The sequence below is a fragment of the Neobacillus sp. NPDC058068 genome (genome assembly GCF_042885335.1).
Classification (GTDB): domain Bacteria; phylum Bacillota; class Bacilli; order Bacillales; family Cytobacillaceae; genus Neobacillus.
In genome coordinates, this window is the sequence record NZ_JBHVSI010000005.1 from 61,075 (window position 1) to 77,795 (window position 16,721).

13 protein-coding genes are annotated in these 16,721 nt (G+C 40.1%); 2 read left to right on the plus strand and 11 right to left on the minus strand.

The genetic code is table 11. The annotated features are described in order from the left end of the window. Nucleotides 1-141: 141 nt before the first annotated feature. From ACFVSW_RS07660 to ACFVSW_RS07685, 6 genes are all read right to left on the minus strand, one after another. Nucleotides 142-1,914: a sensor histidine kinase gene (locus ACFVSW_RS07660; RefSeq protein WP_387314224.1), complete on the minus strand. Its 1,773-nt coding sequence runs from the start codon at nt 1,912-1,914 to the stop codon at nt 142-144. An 11-nt stretch (nt 1,915-1,925) separates the two neighbouring features. Then, entirely contained in the window at nt 1,926-3,479 is a 1,554-nt protein-coding gene (locus ACFVSW_RS07665; RefSeq protein ID WP_387314227.1) for a response regulator transcription factor, read from the minus strand. A gap of 207 nt (nt 3,480-3,686) precedes the next feature. Next, complete coding sequence (locus ACFVSW_RS07670; RefSeq protein WP_387314228.1) at nt 3,687-5,144, minus strand: PstS family phosphate ABC transporter substrate-binding protein; 1,458 nt, start codon at nt 5,142-5,144, stop codon at nt 3,687-3,689. Nucleotides 5,145-5,313: 169 nt separating this feature from the next. Further along, nucleotides 5,314-6,546: a Zn-dependent hydrolase gene (locus ACFVSW_RS07675; RefSeq protein WP_387314230.1), complete on the minus strand. Its 1,233-nt coding sequence runs from the start codon at nt 6,544-6,546 to the stop codon at nt 5,314-5,316. A 376-nt stretch (nt 6,547-6,922) separates the two neighbouring features. Further along, on the minus strand, nt 6,923-8,215 hold the full coding sequence (locus ACFVSW_RS07680; RefSeq protein ID WP_387314232.1) for an AAA family ATPase: 1,293 nt from the start codon (nt 8,213-8,215) through the stop codon (nt 6,923-6,925). Nucleotides 8,216-8,481: 266 nt separating this feature from the next. After that, nucleotides 8,482-9,366: a LysR family transcriptional regulator gene (locus tag ACFVSW_RS07685; RefSeq protein ID WP_387314234.1), complete on the minus strand. Its 885-nt coding sequence runs from the start codon at nt 9,364-9,366 to the stop codon at nt 8,482-8,484. Nucleotides 9,367-9,586: 220 nt separating this feature from the next. On the opposite strand from ACFVSW_RS07685, the gene ACFVSW_RS07690 reads away from it, so the two are divergent. Then, on the plus strand, nt 9,587-10,648 hold the full coding sequence (locus tag ACFVSW_RS07690; RefSeq protein ID WP_387314236.1) for a YeiH family protein: 1,062 nt from the start codon (nt 9,587-9,589) through the stop codon (nt 10,646-10,648). Nucleotides 10,649-10,714: 66 nt separating this feature from the next. Here the strand turns inward: ACFVSW_RS07690 and ACFVSW_RS07695 are convergent, their stop codons facing one another. The 5 genes from ACFVSW_RS07695 to kynU form a co-directional block, all read right to left on the minus strand. Next, nucleotides 10,715-11,434, minus strand: coding sequence for a hypothetical protein (locus ACFVSW_RS07695; RefSeq protein ID WP_387314239.1), 720 nt, complete (start codon nt 11,432-11,434; stop codon nt 10,715-10,717). Next, entirely contained in the window at nt 11,431-12,183 is a 753-nt protein-coding gene (locus ACFVSW_RS07700) for a hypothetical protein (protein ID WP_387314242.1), read from the minus strand. Before ACFVSW_RS07700 ends, ACFVSW_RS07695 begins: the two co-directional genes overlap by 4 nt. Further along, nucleotides 12,170-13,066, minus strand: a complete 897-nt coding sequence (locus tag ACFVSW_RS07705; RefSeq protein WP_387314244.1) for an ABC transporter ATP-binding protein — start codon at nt 13,064-13,066, stop codon at nt 12,170-12,172. The genes ACFVSW_RS07700 and ACFVSW_RS07705 overlap by 14 nt, the downstream gene beginning before the upstream one ends. Continuing rightward, a complete protein-coding gene (locus tag ACFVSW_RS07710) occupies nt 13,063-13,443 on the minus strand; it encodes a GntR family transcriptional regulator (protein WP_387314247.1) in 381 nt (126 codons plus the stop codon). Before ACFVSW_RS07710 ends, ACFVSW_RS07705 begins: the two co-directional genes overlap by 4 nt. A 282-nt stretch (nt 13,444-13,725) precedes the next feature. Then, nucleotides 13,726-15,018 (minus strand): kynureninase, encoded by a 1,293-nt coding sequence (gene kynU, locus ACFVSW_RS07715; RefSeq protein ID WP_387314249.1) that lies wholly within the window; start codon nt 15,016-15,018, stop codon nt 13,726-13,728. Between the two features lie 338 nt (nt 15,019-15,356). Between kynU and ACFVSW_RS07720 the strand changes: the two genes are divergently transcribed. Continuing rightward, the gene (locus ACFVSW_RS07720) at nt 15,357-16,604 is read left to right on the plus strand and encodes a GGDEF domain-containing protein (protein ID WP_387314252.1); all 1,248 of its coding nucleotides are present in this window, start codon (nt 15,357-15,359) and stop codon (nt 16,602-16,604) included. Nucleotides 16,605-16,721: the final 117 nt, after the last annotated feature.

A 16,721-nucleotide genomic window follows, 5' to 3' on the forward strand; every position in this document is an offset into this window, starting at 1 on the left:
TACCTATCTTACATGTATTATGGTATCACCAGCCGGGACTTAACAGTTAGGACGATATTTCTGATAGATTGTATTATTTTTATAAGTTGAATGCGTTTACAATTATTTAATTTGGATTATTTTTAGAAAATAGGAAATTCTTTATATGCTTTTAATTGGAAATTCAATTCGAACCCTTGTCCCCTCGCCAAGTTTGCTTGAAATGGTAACACCATATGGGTCACCATAAATCAGCTGGATTCGTTCATCCACATTCCTTACACCGATACCTGAAAAATGCTGTTTCTTCCTTTTTGTACTTGGGAGTTTACCTTCTGATGAGGCATCCATCCCGTCACCATTATCCACCACTTCACAAATCAGGTTGTTCCCCTCTTGCCAAATAAGAACATTAATAAATCCATTTGGCTTTTGATTAAAACCATGAAAAAATGAATTTTCCATAAAAGGCTGCAGGATTAATTTAGGGATCTGATAATCCAAGCATTCTGGCGTCACGAAATAGTTCACTTTAATCCGATTCCCGTATCGTTTCTGGTTGATGAATACATAGTTTTTTAAATTCTCCACTTCCTGCTGCACCGTAACCGTTTCACTTACATTACCAAGCGTATTCTGCAGTAAGGATATGAACGCATTGATAGTCGCCACAGCATCTTCTTTTCCACCCTGTTGTACCATAAATTTAATGGAAGTTAAGGTATTATAAAGGAAATGCGGATTTATTTGCTGCTGCAGGGCAGCTAGTTCTGCATTCCGTTGTTGCTTTTGAGCGATTACAAGTTGATCTACATATTCATGAAGTTCATCGAGCATCGTGTTAAAGGCATTGCCGATTTGCCTCGTTTCATATGTTCCGGATTCAGAAACATATTTATCGAAGTCATATTTTGGAGCATTCTCAATTTGCTTTACCAGCCTTGATAAGGAATTCGTCAATCTTCTTGATGCTAAAAACACAATGAAAAGAGCAACAAAAACGATTGCCATCGAGATGAGCACAATTTCTCTTTTGTTTATTAAATTGCCAATTGCTTTTTGTTTGTCTATTACATTGAACAAGTACATATCAAAGGATGGCAAATACTCCATAAAAATGATCTGACCTTTTCCCATAAAATTTTCAATAATGTATTTTTGGGGATTCTTATTGATCTTTTCCGCATAGCTACGGAGATTGTCTGCTTTTTGCCCAATCATTTTTGCCTGATTGCTTGAGACAATGGAACCATTCCTGTCCAAAATAAATACATCATTCCCAGGGCTTGTATAGCTTGAATACAATCTTCTAAATTCACTTTCTTGGATCGCAAAATACATCGATCCGTATACATTCCCGGATATCCGGTCCATGAAAGCTTTGGAAGCAACAACCACATTATTTTCTACTGATGCTTCGGTCTTATTTGGTCGTTGATCATATTGATACAAAAGCCTCTTTGGTTCATTCAGCGTATTTTGGGTGATTTCACTCGTTTTCAACTCTTGATCCGATATTGGCCAGTAGTAACGCTCAGTCGCATAATTAACTCCATTTTTACCCGCGACAACAATCTCAATCCCATAGGGGTCTAAATTGTCTTTGATATGTTTCATTTGCTGACTCAAACTATAAAAAGAGCTCATTTTCTCGGTATTGGACTGTTCTTCCGAAAGCATTCTTTTGATATTCCCGCTTTGAAGGAGATTATTTGACGCAACGACGACTGAATAATTAAGTGATTCAAAGCTTTCCTTTACCTGACCCATTACTTTCGAATTTGTAATACCAAACTTTTCAATAAAAAATTGTTCTGACATGCGAATGGTCGTCCAGGTGATGGTGACAGAAACAATGATGATCATGATGACCGTAATCAAGAACATGATTATAAACAAGCCATTATGCTTAAAGCGATCCGGAATAAATCTCATTTCTGCCTCTCCTAACTCAGTTTATGCTTCCTTTTATATTGACTAGGAGACAAGCCTTTCATTTTTTTAAATACCTTACAGAAATAACTATGATCAGAGTAACCAACCATACTGCTTATTTCAGAGATACTTATATCCTCATGAATTAAAAGTTTCGTTGCTTCCTCAATTCTAATTTTATTTACATATTCAATAAACCCTTCCTTATTGTGAGTAGAGAAATAACTTGAAAGATAGGAAGGATTGAAATGGAAGTGCTTCGCTACTTCCGTTAAGGTAATTTGCTCTGCATAATGGTCGATAATATATTCTTGCAGCTTCCTCATGTTGATATTTTCCTGTTGGTTCGGCATTGCTACTAGGCATTTATGAACCTCTGCAATAAAACGTTTCAATAGTTGAACTGCTTCTTCAGCCGTGCTTACGTCGTCAATAGAATTGAAATATGTATATTTGCTGCTTTCCAATTCTTTCACATCATACTCCATGTTCCCTAGAAGAATTGTAATGTTAAAAATAATGTTTCCAAAAAATGATTTGTATTCAAAAATATCAAACGTATAACACTTTGATAATGCAGCCACATGCTCCAGCAAATAGTCGAAAGCTGAGTCAAAGTGTTTTCTCTTCATTTCACTCGTAAACCAATCAAGATTAAAGGTGTCACATGATGGGGGCTCCGGCAGATCCTGTTTGAATAATGATGACCGCTTAGATAAATAAAATCGATAGTCTATTAGCTTTAGAAGACTTGTCTTAAAGACAATCCCCATCCGAGAAAAGTCCTCAAACTCCTCTGTTAAGACCACACCAATACCAGGCTCATATCCAGTTGCCTGTTGAGCCAGCGTAAGAACATCCTTCTTATTGTCACTGTTTATATTAAGAAGATATACTAGGATATTTTGCTCGTAGGTAAAAGAATAATAAGCCGTCTTTCCCAAATAAACCTCTATTCCGAACTCTATTTTTTTCTTTAACGCTGATAGTAACTCTGCATTATTTTTATCTGGATGCCTTTTCAGGTCAAAACCTACTAAACAATAATGGCTCTTTGGAAACACGTTAGTTATTGACTCTACTTCATAATTAACCTCATAACCAGAAATTAATTTATGAATAATATGTCTTATGGAGAGTTGTGCTCTACCTTCCTTGTCCCAATCCTGTATGGCTGGTATCTTGCTAGCCGCAGACTTCAAGACTTTTAATAGACTCTGTCCATCGAGCTTTGGCTTTAATATATAATCAACAACACCACTTTGGAAGGCAGACCGTACATAGTCGAATTCTCCAAAACTACTCAGAATAATAATTTCAATTTGCGGATATTTCTTCTTCACAATTTTCGTTAACTCTTCACCATCCATGATGGGCATCACGATGTCGGTCAAGATGATATGCGGGTCTGTACCTTCAATTACTTCAAGTGCTTCTTGACCATTAGAAGCTTCACCAACGATTACAAAACCTTCCTTTTCCCAATCAAGATAATGCTTAATTCCTTGCCTTATTAATATTTCATCGTCTACGATTAGTATTTTGCATAGTTGTCCAGCTGCCAATGTAGTATCCCCCCATATAGTGACATATCATTTAGAGTTCCTAATTTTATTGTATACTACGCTACTTAATTTGGAAGAGTATTAAAATAGCAGTCTAGGTACAGCCTTGCGAGTCGATATAGACGGCTTTTTTTCACATAGGCTATGTTAATTCCTATTGTTGATTTAGGGTAAGAAGGATATTTATCATGATAGGGTCATCGTTTTCTAATGTATTTTTATATAACCAATTTTTTCAACAATCTCCTGCCCTTGTGGTCCTTGCATCCATTCAAGGAACGGTTTGATAGTTGGCTTAGGGTTATCCTTGAGTGTGATGGCGTATAAGGATGCTGTGAACGGATATTTGCTGCTTGCGATGTTTTCCGGGTTGGGCTCCACACCATCAATCGCCAGCAGTTTAATATCCGGATTCGCCTTCATTCCGGTCGCAAAGAAGCGGAACGAAAATCCGATCGAATTGTCATAGTTCCTGTAATCAGCCACTTGTTCAATGATCCCTCCCATTCCTTTAGGTACATCTTCTTTTAGAGGCTTCATAATTGGGGTATCGCCCATAATTTTTTCCAATAAAGTTTGGCTGCCGGAATTTTTCGGCCGTTGAAAGGCAATAATTCTTTTATTCTTCCCGCCCACCTCAGACCAGTTTTTTATTTTTCCAGAATAGATACTTTGAATCTCGGAAACTTTTAAGCTGTCCACTTTATTGCTTGGATTAACAAAGAAAACAAATGCCTCCTTACCTATCGGCGTCATTACCAGCTCTTTTCCTTCCTTCGCCGCCATTTCTTGCTGTTCTTTAGATGGGACGGCGCCAAAGTAAATATCCACTTCGCCCGATAATAACCGTTCATAGGCATAAATCGTATTCGTAAAACTAACGACCTCGCTGGATTCGCCTATCACATTTTTTATATTTTCATAGGTTGCATTAGCAAAGGCAGAGTAAACCGGAAAGGCCGCTTCTGCCCCGTCCAAAATCGGCATTTCACTAGGGTTCTTAATTGTAAAGGCCGGCGGGGTTGTCAACTTTGGAAGCTTATTATCAGGATTCGTTACCTCATATGGAGTTAAGTCGGTACTGGAGTAGCCGCCGCCATATTTAAAACCATAGGAGGGCAAGACAGATTGACTGCGTTGCCATTGAACAGCGGTGCCCGTACCCATCGCAACGACAAACACCGACAAAACCATCAGGAATTGCCGCTTATTAAAAGCAGGACGAACCTTGTTTATTAACCCTGCTAAAATTACCCCCGTAACAAACGCTAACTCATACGTCAAGGGTGCCCATAGAAACAGTCTTCCTTCCCCACTAAACATGGCAAAAAAATAGATTGGTCCCAACGCCAGATGAAAAATACTATAGTAAGACCAGGAATTCGCGCCATAAAACCCGCCGCTGATCAGCATAAAAGCAGCCCATAATACAGCCGTAAAGGCAAGTGGCAGAAGAAAGAGAATGAACAGCCCTTGAAATTTGCCCGACTGCTGCGGTCTTTTGCTGACAAAAAAACCTGCTAGAATGCCGCCTATACTTAAAGGCAGGAGTGAAGCAATCATGATATCATTTAGTCCCGTACTCATTATGATAAAAGCAAAAATAGACAACACAAATGGTATGACACCAAAATTTACAAAAAAAAGCAAAAGCTTTTTCCCCATTTTTATCCGTCCTCTCATTGTAAAATATATGTATTTTCCACATTGTTCCATAGTGTAATATTACACTTTTATTTTCTGATTTACAACAAAGTTTTTGTAAAATACAGACTTTCTTCTCAAAAAAAGACTCCTTCGCTAGGCGAAAAAGTCTTTTTTTCAAAAATTAATCTTATTTTGAGAGCAGTGTTAAGACCGTATCTAAAACGACATTTACACCCTTTTCACAATCTTCCCAAGTCGTTAGCTCTTCTTCACAATGGCTTTTTCCGTTGATACTTGGAACAAAAAGCATTGCCGTTGGGACGAAGCTTGCAATGAATTGCGCATCATGGCCGGCACCGCTGACCATCCGTCGATTGGAATAGCCCAGCGACTTTGCCGATTCTTCAAGCAAATTGCAGATTTCAGGTTCGAACCAAACAGTATCCCGCTCCCATAATTTTGTCACTTTAACCTCACAGCCCTCATTGACTCCTAAATGCGGCAGACGTTGAACAAAGTCCTTATAGGTGCTGACGATTTCCGGATCCTTATGCCGTGCCTCCAGCGAAAAGATTACCTTATTAGGAATGACGGTATGGATACTCGGATACACATTCACCCGGCCGATTGTGAAGACTAATTCTTCATCTAACGCACTTAAGCGTTGGCGGATTTCATTGATTAAGTTATTAGTTGCAAACAGAGCATCTTTTCGCATGTTCATTGGGGTTGTACCGGCATGGTCCGATTCACCGGTTACTTCAATCTCAAAGCACGCCATCCCGACGACACATTCGACGACACCTATAGAAAGAGCAACATTTTCCAAAATCGGGCCTTGTTCAATATGTAATTCTAGGAAGGCGGTCGCTTCTTTCAGACGGTTTTTAATATCCCCTTCGAAGCTACTGGCCTTGAGGGCTTCCTCAAAGGTAATTCCTTCAGCATCTTTCTTTTTCAACATAACGGACTTGTCAAATTTCCCTGAGAGTACGCCTGAAGCCATCATTGAAGGTTCGAATCTTGCGCCTTCTTCATTAGTAAAATTCACAATCGTAATTGGAATCCGCGGCTTGATGTTATTTTCCACTAGCGTTCTAACTACTTCCAGACCAGTCACAACACCTAGCACCCCATCAAAGCGGCCGCCCTTTTTTACCGTATCTAGATGGGATCCAATCAGGATAGGAGGTTTATTTTCGCTGCCTTCAAGAGTGGCATACATGCAGCCCATATCATCGACCGCGACTGTCATTCCTAACTCCTCGCAGCAGGAACGGAAATAATCCCTTACCTTACAATCTTGTTCAGATAATGACAACCTAGTGACCCCATTATTTTCTGTCCTGCCAAAATCGGCAAATTGTTCAAGTGTCTGCTTCAGTCTTTCTCCGTTAATCAATAGCTTTTGTTTTTGCATGATTAAACACTCCCTTTTAAAGATGAGATTAAGAACGTTTCTATGTGTGTTAATAAATCTCATGGAGCTAAAAAGCAGAAATTCAGTTTTCTAGTAACGGAAACGACCTTCATTACATAAGCCGTTCCATTCCCAAAGTAATTTTATTATACAATTTGCAAAAATATTCAGTTATTTCTATTATACAATACATCTATTTACTATCACTAGACAAAACATAAAATCCTTCCGCTATATTGTTTGATAGTATGTATGATTCTTCAAAAAAAAGACACCTAGCCATTTAAACTAGGTATCTCAGTTGTTTAAAAGGAACCAAACTGTCCACCCAGGGCGGACAAATGTCCACGAGTGGTGCCTGACACCAATAACACCATTATTCATTTGTGAATGGTGCAAATCCAATGGATGATGATGCCAAGGTTTCTTCCCAGGTTTGTTTTTGCTGTTTATGTTGGATTGATTTTAGATCAGCACATACGCGTGCGATGTCGACTTTTTGCTCGTAATGCCATTCCAGTGCGATGGATGTGTACAGTTCGTTCAACTGGGCATAAGAGAAGTCCACAGTTGCATCGACGACCTCTTCAATCTCTTGCTCTGAAAGAATGCGCGCAATTTTTTTGTTCATTAAATAGTGGTAACGAAGCTCCTTCGTCGGCAGTTTGATTTCATAGGCGCGGTCAAACCGTCCCGACCGGTTCATCAAGGCCGGATCAATTTTTTCCGGGTAATTCGTCGTGCCGATGAGGAAAACCCCTTCCTTTGAGGTTGCCCCGTCTAACGTATTCAAAAACACTGAGCGGGCACCATTAGGCATCGAGTCAATGTCCTCAATCACCAATACCATCGGCGCCAATTTTAACACTGAACTAAACACCTCTTTAATCGTATAGCTTGAGCTGAATTCGGTAATCTGCCAATAGGCCACAGGCGCGTTTATGCTGCTGGCGATTGACTTCACGAGTGTCGTCTTTCCATTTCCCGGCTTTCCGTATAATAGAATTCCTCGTTTATACGGAATATCATATGTTTTAAAAAATTCACGGCCTTCAGTGAAGAATTCATCAATTGAGCGATAGATTTCCTTCTTGAGCGTTTCCTCGAGAAAAACATCGTCCCTCCTTACCAAACTGGTGATACTTTCGATATCCGTCTCGACACCATCTTCGGTATCCGTGAAAACGGTAACATAGTTTTTAATATAGTCTCGTTTTCGTTTCAAAACATACTGCAAAAACGAAACTAAACAAGCATCATTTTCAGCAAAAATAAAATCGTGATTCATTTCCCCATCACTTTGAAAAATAAGCACCCTTGAAAGCGCCACTCCGTAATGAGGGTAATAATAAAGACCATTGACAACCCGCGGTTTGACAATGAATTCTAATGCCTTTTCAGTATGGTTAGACGAAATTGTCTTGGTCTCGCCTTCCTGATAAATATGGCTAATCAGCCTCACCTCAGGAGATTCCTCTTTCAAATCTTCCTCAAGAATATCCCAAATCTCATTGGATGTATCCTCATCAGAATACATCTGAAAATCAAAACCTGCTTCATCTCGAAGCTTTTGTTGAATGGCAGAAACAATTTTGCCATAGTCATAATAATGGGGCAATGTTTCACGGTCTATTTTTTCAATATTAAATAGCACTTTGTTATTTTCCATCCCGTTCTCCTTTTAAAAAATATATCTTCTATTTTATTTGATTGTTTAGTAAATCAATTGTATCCGCTTACGTCCAAATTTTTGATAGATTTCTAAAACACCTTCAAAGGCCGGAAATCTCTCATTTATTTTGTACCATCTTACACATTTTGTAAATGGAAAATCTACTCAAAGGTCAACTTTCCAACTCTGTAAAACCGAAGAATATATTCTGCAATAATACGGATAAACATTCATAACCCTCCGCTTATAGGATTGCGCTTTTCTCATTCCGCGACATACCCTCTTAATGTTCCAATAAATGTCTTCAATGCTTTTGTCTGATAGGAGGTATGCGTTAGGATTGAAAAATTCCGTTTAAATGGCATTCCCTGGACATCAATCCTTCCGATATAGCCGTTGGTTAGTTCCTTCTCGATTGCCCATTGAGACAACAAGCTGATTCCAAGCCCCGCTTCAACCGATTCCTTAATCAGCTGTGTGCTTCCGAATTCGAGGATTTTTTTCGGAGTAAAATCAGACATCCGAAACAGATTTTCAGCAGCCTCCCTTGTGCCGGAGCCTTCTTCTCGTAGAATCCATGTTTCTTCCGCTAAATCAGACATTCTATTTTCCCGTTTCTCAGTCAATAAATGATGTCCAAGCGGAGCAACAATAAGCATATTATCTTCAGATACGACTTCCGAATTTAACGTATCCTCTTTAAAAAATCCTTCAATGATGCCAATATCTAGTTGATGCAGTTTCACCAGCTCAATGATTTCCTTTGTATTTTGGATTTTGATGGACGGACTGATTTGAGGGTATTCCCGCTGCATTCTAGCAATAATATGCGGCAGGATATATTCACCAAATGTATAGCTCGCGCCAATCGCTAAAGGTCCGCTCGCCTTATTGGTCAGGTCATCGACCAGTGACTGCATTTTTGTATATAGCGCTAAGATTTCTTTTGCGTGATGGTAAACAATCTCCCCAGCCTGATTGAGGCGCACAAATTTATTACTTCTCTCTAGCAGCCTCGTGCCGATGGATTCTTCTAAGGTTCTAATATACTGGCTGACCGCAGGCTGCGTCATATGCAGCTCCTCCGCCGCTTTCGAAAAATTCTCCTTTTCGACAACCTTTACAAATACCGCTAAATGCTGATCCATCGCTTTGCTCCTTAACGTTTTTTATAGTATCGGAATTTATATCATTCGACTTTGAGAATTGTCTAGCGCAAGCAGCCCAGTGGCTAGTAGTTCGCTAAACAGGCGTTTGTGCTTTTCTCATTTATATAGATTTACTTATCATCCCCATTATATATCTTTATTTCCCTTATGCATAAAACAGGAGTATGCTGAGGAGAGAAAATAAACTGAGGTGATTTGAATGGGGAGCCAAAGTGCTAGAACTTTACCTTTGAATGAACAGGCTGAGCAGCCGCAAAAAAGGCCCGAATCAAAATCCTCCGTAGGATTATGGTTATCAGGAATCGCGTTTACCGTTGTGATCGCGGCAATCGGTTATGCGTTATCAAAAGTCCCTGGTTTTGATCATGTTGGCCCGCTCGCTTGTGCGATCGTGATTGCGGTTATTTATCGGCAATTTCTCGGATATCCGGAAAAAATCCGCGCCGGGATCCAATTTTCCTCGAAACGTTTTTTACGTTTTGCAATTATTTTATACGGCTTAAAACTAAATATCGATATTGTGCTCCATCAAGGGCTGGGGCTGCTTGCGCGGGATGTTGGTGTCATTGCCTTCGCAATATTATTTACTGTTTGGCTTGGAAAATTACTGAAAGCTGAATCTTCCCTCGTTATGCTTCTGGGAATCGGTACAGGAGTATGCGGGGCAGCGGCTATTGCAGCCGTTTCGCCAATCATCAAAGCAAAGGATGAAGATACCGCTATTGGTGTTGGAATTATTGCGTTAGTTGGGACGATTTTTTCGATTACGTATACCATCCTGCGCCCGTTTCTTCCGTTATCAGCGCTTGATTATGGAATTTGGAGCGGGATCAGTCTTCACGAAATTGCCCACGTTGCTTTAGCCGGTGCTCCAGCAGGTCCGGATGGATTAGCAATTGCATTACTGGCTAAATTAGGCCGGGTACTGCTGCTTGTTCCCTTGTGCTTTATTCTTATGTATTGGGTAAAAAGAAAAAGCACCGGAAATACCGGAGATACGAAAATTGAATTTCCATGGTTTCTGATTGGATTTATTTTAATGAGTTTGTTTGGAAGTTATGTTCTTGGCAAATCGATTCCGGTTTCGAAGGCGGCCATGGATGGGATTGCAAATGCAACAACCTTTATTTTAACCACTGCTATGGTCGGTCTTGGTTTGAATGTAAGCTTGCGCGACCTCCGGACGAAGGCAGCCAGGCCGCTGATTGCGATGTTGATTACATCAGTCATTCTATCAATCGCTGCGTACTTTATTGCTTAAATAATCGTCTGATTTTAGTGGTTTAATAGATATGTGAAGAGGAACAGGAGTACCTGTTCCTCTTGCCTACTCAACAAATTGAATGTCTTGGTTCGATTGATCGTGCAGTTCAAGGTCTTTCGGGATGCGCAGGTAGAGGATGCTTTGTCCTCCTGTAAAGTCGGAATGATGCTCGAATAAGGATGCTTCTCCTGTAAATTGACTAATGGAGAATACATTGGCAAACTCTGAGTACTCAAATTTACCCTCTTTTGGTTTCATAATTATTAGTTGATCTCCCGCTAGCTTTAAGCCAGGTGGATTTGCCAGTTCCGATATATCCATCCCATTCACACTGGAACCGGTTTGATAAAACACCGCATCCAGCTTGCCATCATTTGTATTTTTTCTTTCGACAATGATAGAAGTATTTAAATACTCATCATTTTGGACTACCAGGTTAAGCTTCTTATCCTGTAAATTGAAATCCCATTTCTTTCGCAAAAATTTGCTGTCCACTTGGTCGATTTTCCCCTCAACGGCGGCATCGTACAACTCTAGACCTTCTCTATCAAAATCCTCGCCAGACGCCTTTTTCCAACCGTCTATTATGATTGAGGGATGGACAGAGGCGAATACCATACCGGCCAATAAAATAACCACATAGCTGCTGAATATCCAATAAACACGCTTACTATAAGAAAATCTCCCTGTCTTGTTTACTTTTCTGTTAACTCCCATAGCGGCGACAACCGAGATTCCGATGAAAACTATTGCAATTAGTAGAGGTAGTAAAATTGCCGTCATAGCCTGACCTCCCTTCGATTGGACAACGCAATCGCAACAGCAAAGAGCAACACCGCAGTCACGATTATTTTGACACTAAATAAAGCCAGCGAAGACTCCGTAAAGAAAAATGCAAATAGATTTGCTATGATTCCGGACTTTCCTCTGAGCCCATCAAGGATTAATCCTCCGAAGAATGCGGCCGGTAACAAGACAGCAAACACTTTGCTAATCTGGACAAGCGTTCCAACCAAATAACCTAAAGCAGAAAAGAGAAAGACATAAAGAATGGTAGAAAATATACCTAAAAGCAGTTCCATCGGGGCTGACATGGATGCCGCTGTACTCTTAATAAATACATCGTTAATAAAGTAAAACACAATCACCTTGATTAGATAAGAAGACAACAGCGCTGTAACCCCGCCAATGACGCTGGCAGTTAGCAAAAACAAGGCATTGGATAGATTACTGCTGACGCGGTTGGTTACAAATACGAAATCATCATTTCGATGCGCCTTCGTTGTAATGGTAATGGCCATAATAAACCCCCACAGCATCGTAAAGGCGACAACATAATCGCCTGAAAAATAACTGTACTTTACCTGGATACTTCCATGACTGCCGCCCCCTCCTCCAATCCCGTTCATGGAAAAGAAAACAGCTAGCAATTGTAGGAAAATCAGTGACATAAATACCTGACTATACGCTTTTAGCTTATAAACATACTGTTTTTTCACAATATCAATTAACCTGACCCTAGTTAAAGACATCATCAATTCCCCCTTTCGTTTTACTAGTTAAATAGACACATAAGTCACTGCTGGGAACCGAAGTAAACTCAATTCCAGCGAGACGTGCTTGTTTCCGTTCCGCTTCGGAAAAATCATTCCGAACCACCACATACGACTGATCGAAACCAACAGTTTTTGTATAAATAAGTTCTTTGTTCAGTGTCCATTCATCCACAATAGCCGTCTTCCCTTGAAGGCCAATGCCCCATTCCTTTAAGTCAGCGATGGGCAGATGAAGCAGTTCTTTCCCATCTTTCATGAGGAGAATGTCTTCTAGCAAATCTTCAATTTCATTCAAATGATGACTCGAAATAATGATGGTCCTTGGGTGGGCGAGATAGTCCTTGAGCAGGGCACGGTAAAAATCCTTCCTTACTGCCGCATCCATCCCTGATGTCGGTTCATCAAAAAGGGTTAACGGCACTCGGGCGGCCAATCCTAAAATGGCGTTAAACGTGCTTGTCATTCCCTTAGATAATCCGTTATGATGCTGTAATGGGTTGAGGGAGAAATACTCTAAGAGTCGGTTCGCCAAATCATGGTCCCAATTTTGATAAAAGCTCGCTGCTGCTTCCAATATTTCCTTAAGATTTAAGGCTGTAGGTAGATTCATTTGATCATGAATAAAAATCACATTCGCCGAAACCAGCAGGTTGTTAAACGGATTTTCGGAAAAAACGTTCAGCTCCCCAGAAGTTTCCTTCAAATAACCGGCAATAATTTTTAGCAAGGTTGTTTTCCCAGCACCATTCCGCCCGATGAGTCCAGTAATTTTATTTTCTTCAATTTTGCAAGTAAGATTGTTTAATGCTTTTGCCCCGCCATATACTTTCGTCAGTCCACGACATTCAATTACAGTCATTGCTCTGTCCCCCCTATGTCAGCCGTTTTGATCATGTCGATTAATTCCTCTTTGCTTACTTGAAGCCGTCCCGCTTCCAAAACAATTTCCTGTACAAGCCGCTTCAACGTTTGGTTTTTCCGCTTGGTCAGAATCATTTCTTTAGCGTTGCTCGTGACAAACATCCCAAGCCCGCGCTTTTTCATTAAAATCTGTTCATCTGCCAAAATGTTCAGCCCCTTTGCCGCCGTTGCCGGGTTAATATTAAAAATCTCTGCAAGTTGATACTGGGAGTAAATTTTTTGTTCACTCGCAACATTTCCATTCAAAATCTCGTTCTCCAGCCACTCTGAAATTTGGACATATATCGGCTTCGTTCCGTCCAGATTAAGAACCAATCTTTTCACCCCTCCCCTGATATAGTGCATTAGTGATGTAATGTAGTATATCATAATTGGTAATGATAAACAATTACCTTCACGGAATTTTTTTACAACCATAAAAAGGCCCTTACCCTGGGGCAATCCCACACCAAGGTCAGAGCCTTATGAAACCTTTAATAATTCTTCTTGTTCGTTTTGTGTATCCAGGCTGAGACATTTCTCCTCAATATAAGATATTCCTAAATTTCGGATAGGGGATTTGTACATCAGCTACATTAACTTGTAGACATATCTTCTTTATGCGACAACTTCCCGTTCGTTGCTGAATTTTTTGTATTGTTCTTCGATCATGATGGTTTTTAGAATGTGCACCGTCTTCCAGATGTCATGATAGCTGGTATAAAGGGCAATCGGGGCTAAACGGATGACGTTGGGCGCACGGAAATCCGGTGTAACCTTGTTGTCTTTTAACGCCTTGCAGATTCGCGCTGCTTCATGGTGTTCAAGGCTGATATGCCCGCCTCTATAGCGGTCATCCATTGGGTTTGTGATGGAAAACCCCATACCCCGCAGTTCATAATCAATCAGCTCCATCATATACCGGGTCAGACTTAAAGATTTTCTGCGAATATTTTCGATTCCTGCTTCCTGAAAAATTTCTAACGATCCCAAAATCGGCGCTAAGCTTAATATATGCGGTGTGCCAATTTGGAAGGCACCTGCTGTTTCAGCAGGCGTGAGGACATGCTCCATATCAAATTGTTTCTCTTTTTTCGAACCAAACCAGCCTCCCATCCCCGGTCCTGGAAGAATTCCAAGCTGCTTTTCATGAACAAAAAGTCCCCCGACACTGCCTGGCCCGCCGTTCAAATATTTATAATTGCACCACACCGCAAAGTCCACTCCCCAGTCATGCAGGTCATGCGGCATCGCCCCAATGGAATGGGCTAGGTCAAAACCAATGATGATTCCGCGCTTATGGGCTTCCTTTGTTAAGAGCTCCATATTCAGGAGCTGGCCGCTGCGATAGAGTACAGATGGCAGCAAAATGATCGCCACTTCTTCCGTCATCGCCGCTATAATGTCTTCCTCATTGAGGGTTCGCCCATCCCTGCTTTTCACGCAAATGAGATCCTCAACAGGGTCAAGGTTCTTTATCCTCAACTGACTTTGAAGGGCGTAAATATCCGACGGGAAAGTTAACTCGTCTGCTAAAATTTTCTTTCTTTTTCCTTCAGGCTTATAAAAGGTTGCCATTAACTGGTGAATATTGACGGTAATAGAACCAGTTGCAATCACTTCTTCTTCCTTGGCACCCACTAAAGGTGCAAGCATCCCTGCCATTTTTTCAGATAGGGAAAACCAAGGCTGCTTCCCGCCCATCCAGCCATCAATCCCATAATTCTTCCAGTCTTCAAGGGAAGTTAACAGCGTTTCCTCAGCCCGTTTGGATAATATGCCTAATGAATTTCCATCCATATAATAATGATCCTTTTGAAGGTAAAATTCGTCGCGAAACTTTGTTAATTCCGCTTTTTCATCCAGTGATTTTGCATAGGCTTCTGAAGCATCTAGTAAAAACTCCTCCATCGTAAACAATCATCCCTTCTCTATCAACTTGGAATACAGGCGCATTCCTTAGTAAACTAGGAAGTACAAACTTATTTTTTTAAAAAAACAACCGCACCTCACATCATCGCTATATAACATAGTATAAAACATAACCCTGCTGTTCAGCACTAATTGTCTAATCATTCTGAATTTTATACGTGGATTTTTTCAAGCAACCAATGATTTAGAAAAAAAGTAGTTTGTTATTTTCAGGAAATTTTGTACAATAGAAGTATAGACAGGTCCATCATTGTAATCTTTTTAAATTCGATATAGTTACCTACATTAAGATGATACTAGGAAGTGAATGGAACGTTATGTTGAAAACTAGGATTTACCAATTATCGTTATTTTTTACTTCCGTGGTCATAGCTTTTTTCTCATCTGGTATTTTGACAGACAACACCAGCTTTATGGTGGCATTAATTGTATTCTGGTTTTTCTCCAGCCTATACTTTCGCCTACGGATATTCTTTAAGAATGGCAATACCAATATTGAATATGGAATTAGCTATGATTTATCTCTCATTTTATTTGCCGGTCCGTTCGGCCTTTTCATCTTTGAGTCCCTTTATCGATTTACTGTTTATTTTTATCGAAAGTGGACAAAAACGGCTGATCCTAATGAGTTTTTTGATACTTTTTACAACATTGGCTCCTTTGTGATAACAAACTCGATTGCTTATTTTTTATTCCAGCAGTTTTATTCAAGTTTCCAATCTTCCCCTTTTGTCTATTGGATTCTGTTATTTGGATTAGTTTGTCTTTCTTCCTATTTATCAGGTGCGATTATGTTGATTTTATTTGTTACTTTAGGAGAACAAAAATCATTTAAAGAGGGCATCGATTTTATTTTTAGAGACATAAGTTTACTAGATTACGGGAAAGTGGCGATTACGAACGGTCTATTATTTCTTTTTCTTAAAGACGGAAAATGGGAAATGATTATCAGCCTATTTATCTTAAATTATATTGTTAACCTCTCGTTTTATTCAAAATCTCAAAGTATTCAAAATAAGCTGGAGCGGGACCAGTTTGAGCAAATGGCCTATACGGACTTTTTGACAGGCGTTTTCAATCGCACCTTCATGGATAAAAAGATGGCAGAGTTAAATCAAACCGGGGAGGATATCGGTATTGTCCTTGCCGACATCGATAAATTTAAAGGCATTAATGACAACTACAATCATGCCGTGGGCGATAAAGTAATCCAGCACTTTGCCGCAACGTTAAAAAGCTATCTAGGTCATAATGATTTTCTCTTCAGAAGCGGCGGTGAAGAATTTACGCTTTGTCTTCGGAAAAGAAATTTTAACCAGACCGTGGATGTGATCAACCGGATTCTTGGCGGAATTGCAAATAATTCCGTACAAGTAGAGTATAACGGGGAAATGACGACTATATCCTACACCGCATCGTTCGGGCTCTATTTCTACAAAGCGAATGAACAGACCTCAATGGAAAAAGCCTATATCCTGGCCGACGAACTAATGCTCCAATCCAAACAGCTCGGAAAAAACCAAGTATCCGCCCTCAACGGCCTCCTAAGCAAAAAAGTGGTATAACCAAAAATGGTTCTGCCACTTTTTTTGTGCATGGACTTAGTGTCATTTTTTGGGTTTTAGTGTCTTTTGGGTGTCAGGCACCACAAAAAGACATTTGTCCGCCTCCAGTGGACACTA

What these genes read in the sequence shown, in the direction of transcription:
- ACFVSW_RS07675 (WP_387314230.1), bottom strand. Translation starts at nt 6,546, where the DNA reads ATGCAAAAACAAAAGCTATTGATTAACGGAGAAAGACTGAAGCAGACA.
- ACFVSW_RS07695 (WP_387314239.1), bottom strand. Translation starts at nt 11,434, where the DNA reads ATGACGGCAATTTTACTACCTCTACTAATTGCAATAGTTTTCATCGGA.
- ACFVSW_RS07690 (WP_387314236.1), top strand. Translation starts at nt 9,587, where the DNA reads ATGGGGAGCCAAAGTGCTAGAACTTTACCTTTGAATGAACAGGCTGAG.
- ACFVSW_RS07700 (WP_387314242.1), bottom strand. Translation starts at nt 12,183, where the DNA reads ATGTCTTTAACTAGGGTCAGGTTAATTGATATTGTGAAAAAACAGTAT.
- ACFVSW_RS07705 (WP_387314244.1), bottom strand. Translation starts at nt 13,066, where the DNA reads ATGACTGTAATTGAATGTCGTGGACTGACGAAAGTATATGGCGGGGCA.
- ACFVSW_RS07720 (WP_387314252.1), top strand. Translation starts at nt 15,357, where the DNA reads ATGTTGAAAACTAGGATTTACCAATTATCGTTATTTTTTACTTCCGTG.
- ACFVSW_RS07670 (WP_387314228.1), bottom strand. Translation starts at nt 5,144, where the DNA reads ATGGGGAAAAAGCTTTTGCTTTTTTTTGTAAATTTTGGTGTCATACCA.
- ACFVSW_RS07660 (WP_387314224.1), bottom strand. Translation starts at nt 1,914, where the DNA reads ATGAGATTTATTCCGGATCGCTTTAAGCATAATGGCTTGTTTATAATC.
- kynU (WP_387314249.1), bottom strand. Translation starts at nt 15,018, where the DNA reads ATGGAGGAGTTTTTACTAGATGCTTCAGAAGCCTATGCAAAATCACTG.
- ACFVSW_RS07680 (WP_387314232.1), bottom strand. Translation starts at nt 8,215, where the DNA reads ATGGAAAATAACAAAGTGCTATTTAATATTGAAAAAATAGACCGTGAA.
- ACFVSW_RS07685 (WP_387314234.1), bottom strand. Translation starts at nt 9,366, where the DNA reads ATGGATCAGCATTTAGCGGTATTTGTAAAGGTTGTCGAAAAGGAGAAT.